The 1,101-nt window shown below is 41.3% G+C and carries 1 pseudogene; it reads right to left on the bottom strand.

Features of this window, described 5'->3' with window-relative positions:
• Positions 1 to 905: 905 nt before the first annotated feature.
• A pseudogene (locus R7E00_RS24790) lies at positions 906 to 1,101 on the bottom strand (hypothetical protein); the annotation flags it as partial.

Genomic DNA, 1,101 nt, shown 5'->3' with positions numbered 1-1,101 from the left:
CTTTCGACAAATCCGCTAGTCCCCATCAGACCAGAGCAAATAACAACGTACTAGGTTGAAAGTCTCTGATTTGTGGAGGAAGTCCTTAGACTTCTACACCTCTATGCTGTCTCATAGCCCTAGTGACTCTTAATCCTACCACCGACTACTTGGGGAATATTACTCTTGAAGTGCTTGCTTGATATGATCTATCATGAAAGGACTTCTAAACGCGGTTCAAACGTTAGAGTATCCCGACGAAAACCAGCTTCCTACGGCTGGTTTTGTCACATATGGGGAAAGAGATTAATCCTAAAAGCGTTTGATCTCAATGATCCTTTTTACCGATCATTACCAATCCCTACAAAAAAGCCTCCCGATTGGGAGGCTTTTTTGTTTCTATCGTGCGAAAAAAATATATTTCAAAACTTCAAAGCACCATCAACAACACCCTACATGCTCAATCATCGATTTTGGTTGTTTTTCTGTTGGATAGCCGTTGGATTCAACGTTATTCGCATGGTGTTGCGCTGATTTTGGTTGGATAGTCGTTGGATTTTGGTTGGATAATCGTTGGACGGCACAAAACACAGCAAAAAACAGGAACGCTGTTCGAGGTGTACCTCGAAATATAGGCACACAGTTGGCGAGTTCGCCAGTAATAACACTGCGGTATCGGAAAATAAATTTTCCTCCGCCTTGCGTCATTGTGTGCCTCGATGATGACGCATCGAGATCGGACTCTACCGCTTCACTTGTAGATTTTCGTTACTAACGTACCGACCGCAATATCTTGCTGTTTTTTTTTGTTTTTATTAGCACCCTGACAACGAAGAACGGCTCCCGATTCGGAAGCCGTTCTTGTGTCTAAATCTGAGTTCGCACTAAGTGACGTTACGTTAAATTAACCGACATTAACCTATTTTTTAAAACGGCTTAAGCTCCATTAGAGGTGTGACGAGTTGATTTTTACATGTCCAAAAAGCGGTGTCTTGGCAACGATATTGAATTAAGTTATCAATATTTTTAAAGTCACTGTCAAGGTCACGAGAAATTATAGGTTCGTGGTGGGCAATTCTATTTCTCAAACCTCTAACACTCTCCAACAAAATCCTTAATTTA

Origin of the sequence: Vibrio sp. Vb1755 (genome assembly GCF_033338635.1) — a bacterium.
Taxonomy (GTDB): domain Bacteria; phylum Pseudomonadota; class Gammaproteobacteria; order Enterobacterales; family Vibrionaceae; genus Vibrio; species Vibrio alginolyticus.
The sequence above is the reverse complement of the archived record's forward strand: the minus strand, read 5'-3'. Positions and strand labels throughout refer to the sequence as shown.